The sequence below is a fragment of the Streptomyces sp. NPDC058620 genome (assembly GCF_042717135.1).
GTDB lineage: Bacteria > Actinomycetota > Actinomycetes > Streptomycetales > Streptomycetaceae > Streptomyces.
In genome coordinates this window covers 79,155-88,311 of sequence record NZ_JBHXQO010000032.1, presented here as the reverse complement: position 1 = coordinate 88,311, position 9,157 = coordinate 79,155, and the positions used below count along the sequence as shown (strand labels likewise).

The following is a 9,157-nucleotide window of genomic DNA, read 5'->3' as shown; positions in this document are numbered from 1 at the left end:
GAGTCGCCAACAGGCGGTCGACGAAGACCAGCTTGTACTTTGCTCCGGCCCCCACAGCTCGCCGCCGGGGCCGCGCGGTCAGGACGGCCTGCTGTTGCTCATGCCACAACGGGCCAACCTCGGCGACGAGTTCAGCAATCACGTCGGCGGTCAGACCTGTGATCCGCTGGCTTCGGATGATCGCTGCACGTGCCCGGTTCCCCACCACACAGTCCATGATCAACGATCAAGGGCCCGACGCGCCACCGCTAACCATGCACGAGCTCGTTAGCCGTGGACGCCGACGGAACCATCCGCCTCCGCGACAGCAAGGTGCCCGCGATGCTCGTCGCCACGACGCCCCAGGCCCTACGGCGCTTCCTTGGTGCTGTGGTCGCCGGATCCCTCTAGTAGGGCTTTGTTAGGTGGTGTCGTAGGTCTGCCATGGGGTGGGTTGTCGGCAGGTGGGGCAGGTTCCGGTCCAGGTGGCTAACAGGTGTTGGAGGAGGGTCAGGGCCTGGTAGAGGGTCAAGCCCTGGCAGGGACTTTTGGGCAGGACCGCTGTTCGGTGAGGAAGAGATGTGCGGCGGTGACGAGGGTGACGTGGCGGTGCCAGCCGGTGAACGAGCGGCCCTCGAAGTGGTCGAGGCCGAGCGTCGTTTTCAGCTCTCGGTAGTCGTGCTCGATGCGCCAGCGTAGTTTCGCAAGACGGACGAGATCACGGGCCGGTATGTCGGCGGGCAGGTTGGAGATCCAGTACTTGACCGGCTCGTCCTCGCCTTCGGGCCACTGCAGGTCAGGGGTGAAATGACCGCCCATGCCGAGGCGGCCGTGCCGCACCAGCCCTGCTACGGCGGGCTCGGGCCGCGTCCGCTGCCCCGCTACCGCACCCGGCCGGTCAGCCTGCGCGAACACGTCCTGGCCGCAGGACGTGGCAAGGCGGTCGCGGTAACCTGGCGCAAGGGCTCGAAAGCCGCCATGTCCGCCCGTTTCGTGTTCCTGCGTGTCCGCCTCGCCGGCCGTCGGCCGAAACCCGCCCCGGACGGAGTCATCGCACTGCGGTGGCTAATCGCCCAGTGCGTAGGCCAGCTGGCGGTCTTCCAGGCCGTGGCGGAAGTCCGCGTTCGCCCCGTAACCGGCGTCCGCAACAAGTACCGCGGGCCGCAGTCCGACGGCGGCCAGCTCATCGAGCATGTCCAGCGCAAGCTGCCACTTCGGCCGGTGACGCTCACTTTGCGGGATCCGGCAGCGGGCCCGCCGGTCCGCGGCCTGGCCCCCGTCCCAGCTGCCCGGCAGGAACAGACGCCAGGACAGCGGACACGAAGCGGTGTCGGACGCGGCATGGACACTGACCCCGATCTGGCAGTTGCCGACCTTGCCCAGAGTGCCGGAGTACTGCCTTGCCACGCCAGGCGAGGACGTCCCGTCCTTCGGGAATCCGGTGTCGTCCACCACCCACACCTGTGGCCGCACCACCGCCACCGCCCGGCGGGCCAGCCTGGCGCGGACCGTGTCCACCGGCCAGGTCGACGACGTCATGAACTGCTGCAACTGCTGATGGTCCACACCCAGCCGCCCAGCCATCGGCTGCATCGACTTCCGACGCCCGTCCAGCAACAGCCCTCGCAGATACAGCCCGCCCTTCACTCGCTGGTCAGCGCGCGCCAAAGGCGCGAACACCTCCCCGGCAAACTCCTCCAACCGACCCCGACACGCGACGAGTTCATCCACCCTCATACCAGCAGGAAACCACCAGAACGACCGCTTGCCCAGACACGTAACAAAGCCCTACTAGTGAGCGGACCACGCCACGCGGACGTATGCAACGAGTACCATACGTATATGGAGCTCAAGCGCACGACGGTCTACGCCGACGCGGCGGACCTCGCCATAATCAAGGAAGCGGCAGGGCGCGAAGGGATCTCGGAGGCAGAGATCATCCGCGAGGCCATTCACCTGGCTGCGCTGTCCAAGCGGACCTGGAGGGCGCCTCTGGCTCTCCCTGTCTTTCGCAGTGAGGATCCGGAGACTGCCGAGCGGGCCGAGGTGGCGCTGGGCCAGATCTGGGACAGGAAGGCGAAGGCGTACGAGGAGTCGAAGCGGCGGCCGCGTCCGTGATTGTCATCGTGGCGGACACGTCTGCCCTGCTCGCCTCCGTCGACGAGAGTCACCCCGACATGAAGGCGACGAGGGAAGTCCTCGAACGGGCCGGCCTGATCGTGCTGTCGCCGCTCGTGCTTGCGGAGGCGGATCATCTTCTGCGCCGGATCGGTGGGGCGGCAGTGCGGGAGCAGTTCCTGGACGGACTTGTCGAGGAAACGAGGAGCGGCAGGATTCAGTTTCCGCAGATCACCGGGGACATGATGGCCACGGCCCGGGGCGTGATGCGCCGCTACGCCGCGCTCGATCTGGACTTGGCGGATGCCGTGAACGTGGTGTTGGCCTCGGAGTTCCGTACGGATGCCGTGCTGACTTTTGACCGGCGTGACTTCCGGAGCATCCGCCCACTCACCGCGCACAAAGCGTTCCGGGTTCTCCCGGACGATGCGTGACTCGGACCCGACCACCCCGGTTTGACCCCCCGCATCCCGCCCCGTAGCCTTGACCCTCGGCGTGTTTACCTGCGCCTACCCCTGAGCACATCCCTCCCGGCCTCGGCGTTCGCGTCGGCTGCCGTGGAGAGGCCGCTCATCCTTCCGGATCGTCGCGGGCTTCGGCCTGTGCGAGCGGCTGGCATCAGGGGATCCGTTCCGAGCGAAAGAGAGATCCGCGTGTACGCCATCGTGCGCAGCGGTGGTCGCCAGCACAAGGTAGCTGTCGGCGACATCGTTGAGGTTGACAAGATTCCCACCGCCAAGGTCGGCGACACCGTAGAGCTCTCTACGCTGCTCGTGGTCGACGGCGACGCCGTCACCAGCGACCCGTGGGTGCTTGCCGGGATCAAGGTTCAGGCCGAGATCGTGGACCACCACAAGGGCGCGAAGATCGACATCCTTCGCTACAAGAACAAGACCGGCTACCGCCGTCGCCAGGGTCACCGCCAGCAGTACACGGCGATCAAGGTCACCGGTATCCCCGCGGCTGCGAAGTAAGGGACTGAGGAGACATGGCACATAAGAAGGGCGCATCGTCCACTCGGAACGGGCGCGATTCCAATGCTCAGCGGCTCGGCGTGAAGCGCTTCGGCGGTCAGGCCGTCAACGCCGGTGAGATCCTGGTCCGCCAGCGCGGTACCCACTTCCACCCGGGCACGGGCGTCGGCCGTGGCGGCGACGACACGCTGTTCGCGCTGACCGCCGGCGCGGTGGAGTTCGGTACGCACCGTGGCCGCAAGGTCGTGAACATCGTTCCGCTCGCCGTCTGATTCAGGCGCACGCGGCACGACACACAGCACCTTCCGAGGGCGGATCTCAGCTTTCCCGGTAATCGGGGAAGCGGGTCCGCCCTCGGCGTGTTACGTACAGAGACATTCCCGTATTTACCTGGAGGCACCAACCATGACCACCTTCGTGGACCGCGTCGAGCTGCATGCCGCCGCGGGTAACGGGGGCCACGGCTGCGCCTCCGTCCACCGTGAGAAGTTCAAGCCGCTGGGAGGCCCCGACGGGGGCAACGGCGGCCGTGGCGGCGACGTGATCCTCGTCGTCGACCAGGCCGTCACCACGCTGCTGGACTATCACCACAGCCCCCACCGCAAGGCCACCAACGGCCAGCCCGGTGCGGGTGACAACCGTTCCGGCAAGGACGGTCAGGACCTCGTGCTGCCGGTGCCCGACGGCACGGTCGTCCTCGACACGGACGGCAACGTGCTGGCCGACCTGATCGGCCAGGGGACCACCTTCATCGCGGGCCAGGGCGGCCGAGGCGGCCTCGGCAACGCCGCGCTGGCCTCCGCTCGCCGCAAGGCCCCCGGCTTCGCGCTGCTGGGCGAGGCGGGCGTGAGCCGGGACATCGTCCTGGAGCTCAAGACCGTCGCGGACGTCGCACTCGTGGGATACCCGAGCGCCGGCAAGTCCTCGCTGATCTCGGTGCTCTCGGCGGCCAAGCCGAAGATCGCGGACTACCCGTTCACGACCCTCGTCCCGAACCTGGGCGTCGTCACCGCCGGATCGACCGTCTACACGATCGCGGACGTTCCCGGTCTCATCCCCGGCGCCAGCCAGGGCAAGGGGCTCGGTCTGGAGTTCCTGCGTCACGTCGAGCGCTGCTCGGTGCTCGTCCACGTCCTGGACACCGCGACGCTGGAGTCCGACCGGGACCCGCTGTCCGACCTCGACATGATCGAGGAGGAGCTCCGGCTGTACGGCGGTCTGGAGGACCGGCCGCGCATCGTCGCCCTCAACAAGGTCGACATCCCGGACGGCCAGGACCTCGCCGACATCATCCGCCCGGACCTGGAGGCGCGCGGATACCGCGTCTTCGAGGTCTCGGCGATCGCGCACAAGGGGCTCAACGAGCTCTCGTACGCCCTCGGCGGGATCATCGCCGAGGCGCGCGCCGCCAAGCCGGCCGAGGAGTCGACCCGCGTGGTCATCCGTCCGAAGGCCGTCGACGATGCCGGCTTCACCGTCAAGCTCGACGACGAGGGCATCTACCGGGTGCGCGGCGAGAAGCCCGAGCGCTGGATCCAGCAGACCGACTTCAACAACGACGAGGCCGTCGGCTACCTCGCCGACCGGCTCGCCCGTCTTGGTGTCGAGGACGCGCTGCGCAAGGCGGGCGCCCGTGCCGGCGACGCCGTGGCCATCGGCTCCGCGGAGAACGCGGTCGTCTTCGACTGGGAGCCGACCATGATGGCCGGCGCCGAGATGCTGGGCCGTCGTGGCGAGGACCACCGGCTGGAGGCGCCGCGGCCCGCCGCGCAGCGTCGCCGGGACCGTGAGGGCGAGCGCGACGACCCGCAGCGCGAGTACGACGAGTTCGACCCCTTCTAAGCCCTGTGCGCAGAAGGATTTCTTGAGTGGGTGAGGCCCGTCGCGGCACCGTCGGAAGCGGCGCCGCGACGGGCCTCACTCACACCGCCCGGACCTCGAATTCCCCGTGCCGGAACGGATACTCACCGTCACACTCGCGACAATCGCCTGGTGGTGGCCGGTGTTGGGCGCCAGAGGTGTGCGGATTGGGTAACACGTCTGTGGAGTCGGTCACGGCATGTGCACCCCACTCGGAGCCCAACCTCCCTGGCCAGGCGGTGAACTGCGGGTTTCCAGGGGGCATGCACCGACCGACGTCCGCCTTGCGAGACGGTCACGGAGAGTGCGACCATCACATTGTTCCCTCGTCATCGCAAGGTAGGTCGTCTGTGTCTGTGCCGCACCACGCCAAGCCCCGGACCACTGCTGTCGTACTCGCCGGTGGTACCGGTCAGCGCGTCGGACTGTCGATCCCCAAGCAGCTGCTGAAGATCGCCGGCAAGGCAGTCATCGAGCACACGCTGACCATCTTCCAGAACGCCGAGGGCATCGACGATGTGATCGTGCTGATGGCGCCCGGTTTCGTGCCCGACGTCGAGAAGATCGTCGCCAAGGCCGGACTGACCAAGGTCATCAAGGTCATCGAGGGTGGCAGCACCCGCAACGAGACCACCGAGCGCGCCATCGCGGCCCTCGGTGAGGGCCTTGCCGAGGGCGAGGACCGCAACGTCCTCTTCCATGACGCGGTCCGCCCCCTGCTGTCACAGCGCGTCATCAAGGACTGTGTCGACGCCCTCGACCGCTACCAGGCCGTCGACGTCGCCATCCCCTCCGCGGACACGATCATCGTGACCCGTACGCACGGCGAGGACGGCGAGTTCATCACCGACGTCCCGGACAGGTCCCGGCTGCGCCGCGGCCAGACCCCGCAGGCGTTCAAGCTGTCGACGATCCGCAAGGCGTACAAGATCGCTGCGGGCGACCCCAACTTCCAGGCCACCGACGACTGTTCGGTGGTCCTGCGGTACCTCCCCGACGTGCCGATCTACGTGGTCGCGGGCGACGAGTACAACATGAAGGTGACCCAGCCGGTCGACGTCTTCATCACCGACAAGCTCTTCCAGCTGGCCTCCACCGCGGCTCCCCGCCAGGCCGACGAGGCCGCCTACCGCGAGCTGCTCTCGGGCAAGACGCTGGTCGTCTTCGGCGGTTCGTACGGCATCGGCGCCGACATCGCGACGCTGGCCGAGCAGTACGGCGCGAGCGTCTACGCGCTGGGCCGCTCCACCACCGGCACGCACGTCGAGAACCCGGAGCACGTCGACGACGCGCTGTCCAAGGCGTACGCGGAGACCGGGCGCATCGACTACGTCATCAACACCGCGGGCGTGCTGCGCATCGGCAAGCTGGCGGAGACGGACAACACGACGATCCAGGAAGCGCTGAACGTCAACTACCTGGCGCCGGTCCAGATCGCCCGTGCCTCGTACAAGTACCTGGTGGAGACCAAGGGCCAGCTGCTGCTCTACACCTCCAGCAGCTACACGCGCGGCCGCGCCGAGTACAGCCTCTACTCCTCCACCAAGGCAGCGATGGTGAACCTCACCCAGGCGCTCGCCGACGAGTGGGCGGGTGAAGGCATCCGCGTCAACTGCGTCAACCCCGAGCGCACGGCGACCCCGATGCGCACCAAGGCGTTCGGCCAGGAGCCGGAGGGTTCGCTGCTCTCCTCGGAGGCCGTGGCCCGCACCTCGCTGGACGTGCTGCTGTCCGCGATGACCGGACACGTCATCGACGTCCGGCAGCAGGACCCGACCAGCGACGTCTCCGAATCCTCCGGTTTCGAGCAGGCCCTGGCCTCCGTGCTCGACCGTCAGGAAGATGTGTAATAATTCTCGACAAATGATCTCTTTCGGGCCTTTGTGATCGCATTCCGCGAACGCAAAGGCCCGAATGCGTGAAGACCCGACTTCACATTTCCCTCAATACGTGAATCAAACCGGCACCCCCCTGGAGCAGGTTCTTCGTGATTTCGACAGCCATTCGCCTGGCCCGCGTGGGCAGCCGGTCAGAGCTGGCCGCGGCCGTACTGATGATGCTGGGATATCCCTTCATCATGTTTGCCGCGCTTCTGCCCGATATCTGGTTCTTCGCGGCGGCCGCGGCTGTCACGTACATCGCGGACTGGTATCTCCATCATCGCGGCAGTTACATCATCAACCGGCTCGGCAAGGTGCGTGCGGGACTCTCCATTCGCTTCCTGCTCCGGCAGCTGATGGTCGTCCTCCTGCTGGCCCGGCTGGACCTCGCCTCGGAACGGATCTTCTACGCGGCGGTCGCCTGCTTCCTGATCTTCTACAGTCTTCAGGCCCCGCACGGCGCGATGACGACCCTGGTCCGCATGCGCCGCACCATGCCGGTCGTCACCCGCAACGTGGACCTGCACTCCGTGCGCATCCCCGACGCACCGCCGCGCGCGCTGCTGCACCGTTCGGCCGAGAAGATGCTCCACCTCGACATCCCCGCGGTGGCCGGCATCCTCATCGCCGCCGGTACCGGCGTGGACGCCATCGGGTACGCCGGAGCCGCGCTCACCCTGCTGCTGGCGCTCGCCTTCAACGCGGTGCTCATCCCGTACCTGCGCCGCGGCCGGCTGGTCCCCCCGGCGGCTGCCGTGCTCAAGGCCGTGGACGGCTGGCTGAGCGAGTACCAGCCGACCGTCGTGCTCTACTTCTCCGGCTCCAACGAGTCGGCGTACCAGGGCAACATGTGGCTCGACACCATGGCGAAGATCGACGGACGGCCGCTGATCATCATGCGCGAGCGCGGTCTTGTGCCGCAGCTCGCCGAGACCTCGGTGCCGGTCCTCTGCGTCCCGGCGGGTACCCACCTGATGAACCTGGACCTCTCCACCGTCCGGGTCTGCCTCTATCCCGCCAACGTCGGCAAGAACATCCACATGCTGCGCGTCCCGACGATGAAGCACGTCTTCATCGGGCACGGCGACAGTGACAAGCTCGCCAGCGTCAACCCGTACTCCAAGGTGTACGACGAGGTGTGGACGGCCGGCCGAGCGGGCCGCGACCGCTACGCGCTGGCCGACGTCGGCATCCGTGACGAGGACATCGTCGAGGTCGGGCGGCCGCAACTGGCGCCGATCACGACCTGGACCGGCACCGCGAAGAACCCCATCCCGACCGTGCTGTACGCCCCGACGTGGGAGGGCTGGGACGACAACCCCGGCAACACCTCTCTGCTGCTCGCGGGCGAGAACATCGTGCGCCGCCTGCTGAACGCCGAGAAGCCGGTGCGGGTCATCTACAAGCCGCACCCCTTCACCGGCATCCGCAACGCCAAGGCCAAGGCCGTCAACGCGCGGATCCGGGACATGCTGAGCAAGGCGGCGGCGGAGCGTGCCGCCGAGCCGCGCTGGGCCGAGGAGGCCGCCGCTGCCGCTGCCGGGCAGAACGCCGCGAAGGCCGAGCTGGCGAGGATCGAGGCGGCACTCGCCGAGCTGGCGAAGTCCGGGCGGTCCGGCGGCGACGACGCCGAGGAGTCGCGCGTCTCGCTCGCCGACCCCTCGCGCCAGGACCGGGTCGAGGCCCTGCGGGCCGAGTGGAACGACGCCTACTGGCGTTCCTTCGGCTGGTGGGAGCACAAGACGGTGACCGGGGCGCAGCCCAAGCTGTACCACTGCTTCAACGAGTCCGACGCCATGGTCTCGGACATCTCCAGTGTGGTGTCCGACTTCATCGCGAGCGGTAAGCCGTACGCGGTCACCGACTCGGCGGAGCTGGGTGCCGAGGAGTTCAAGCGGCAGAACACCGCCGTACGGGCCGCGGTCATCCTCTCCAACGGCGCCGACGAGATCGGCGAGCTGCTGGACGCGATCGCCGACAGTGCGGCGGACCCGCTGGCCCACGCCAGGCACGAGCTGAAGAGCTACCTGCTCGGCCCGGACGAGCCGACCTCCCTGGAGCAGTTCAACGCCGCCGTGCGCGCGCTCGCGGCCAAGGCCGAGGCGCGCAACGCCGGGGTCAGGCAGCGGATCGGGGAACAGCCCGTGCCAGAGCCCGACCTCGAGGACGAGTCCAGTGGTGCGGGGGACGGCGAGGAGCAGATCGTCGCCGATGCCGTGGCCGCGGCCGGCGCGGACGCGGAGGTCGGCACCGGCCCCTCGGCGGTCCGCTGACCTTCCCCGGGCGGGCAGGTCGTCGCGGCGGCCGGGCAACCCATCGGACGGCCCGTGCATCTCTCCAGGAGAG

7 protein-coding genes and 2 pseudogenes are annotated in these 9,157 nt (G+C 68.0%); 7 read left to right on the top strand and 2 right to left on the bottom strand.

The features are described 5' to 3' along the window. Together ACFWSK_RS25550 and ACFWSK_RS25545 are read right to left on the bottom strand one after the other, a co-directional pair. Positions 1-208 (bottom strand): annotated as a pseudogene (locus ACFWSK_RS25550) (transposase); the annotation flags it as partial. Positions 209-507: 299 nt separating this feature from the next. Continuing rightward, positions 508-1,716 (bottom strand): annotated as a pseudogene (locus ACFWSK_RS25545) (IS701 family transposase). A 105-nt stretch (positions 1,717-1,821) separates the two neighbouring features. Between ACFWSK_RS25545 and ACFWSK_RS25540 the strand changes: the two are divergent. The 7 genes from ACFWSK_RS25540 (at position 1,822) to ACFWSK_RS25510 (ending at position 9,084) form a co-directional block, all read left to right on the top strand. Continuing rightward, positions 1,822-2,097, top strand: a complete 276-nt coding sequence (locus tag ACFWSK_RS25540; protein ID WP_383790488.1) for a ribbon-helix-helix protein, CopG family — start codon at positions 1,822-1,824, stop codon at positions 2,095-2,097. Continuing rightward, positions 2,094-2,531: a PIN domain-containing protein gene (locus ACFWSK_RS25535; RefSeq protein WP_383790485.1), complete on the top strand. Its 438-nt coding sequence runs from the start codon at positions 2,094-2,096 to the stop codon at positions 2,529-2,531. Before ACFWSK_RS25540 ends, ACFWSK_RS25535 begins: the two co-directional genes overlap by 4 nt. Before the next feature lie 219 nt (positions 2,532-2,750). Beyond that, positions 2,751-3,071, top strand: a complete 321-nt coding sequence (rplU, locus tag ACFWSK_RS25530) for a 50S ribosomal protein L21 (protein ID WP_056558958.1) — start codon at positions 2,751-2,753, stop codon at positions 3,069-3,071. 14 nt (positions 3,072-3,085) lie between these two features. Then, a complete protein-coding gene (rpmA, locus tag ACFWSK_RS25525; protein WP_015608479.1) occupies positions 3,086-3,343 on the top strand; it encodes a 50S ribosomal protein L27 in 258 nt (85 codons plus the stop codon). Between the two features lie 133 nt (positions 3,344-3,476). Continuing rightward, entirely contained in the window at positions 3,477-4,913 is a 1,437-nt protein-coding gene (gene obgE, locus ACFWSK_RS25520; protein ID WP_383790482.1) for a GTPase ObgE, read from the top strand. Between the two features lie 368 nt (positions 4,914-5,281). After that, positions 5,282-6,781 carry a D-ribitol-5-phosphate cytidylyltransferase gene (locus ACFWSK_RS25515; RefSeq protein WP_383790479.1) on the top strand — a complete coding sequence of 500 codons (1,500 nt, stop codon included), beginning with the start codon at positions 5,282-5,284 and terminating at the stop codon, positions 6,779-6,781. 137 nt (positions 6,782-6,918) lie between these two features. After that, entirely contained in the window at positions 6,919-9,084 is a 2,166-nt protein-coding gene (locus ACFWSK_RS25510) for a hypothetical protein (RefSeq protein WP_383790477.1), read from the top strand. The last annotated feature ends 73 nt before the right edge of the window (positions 9,085-9,157 follow it).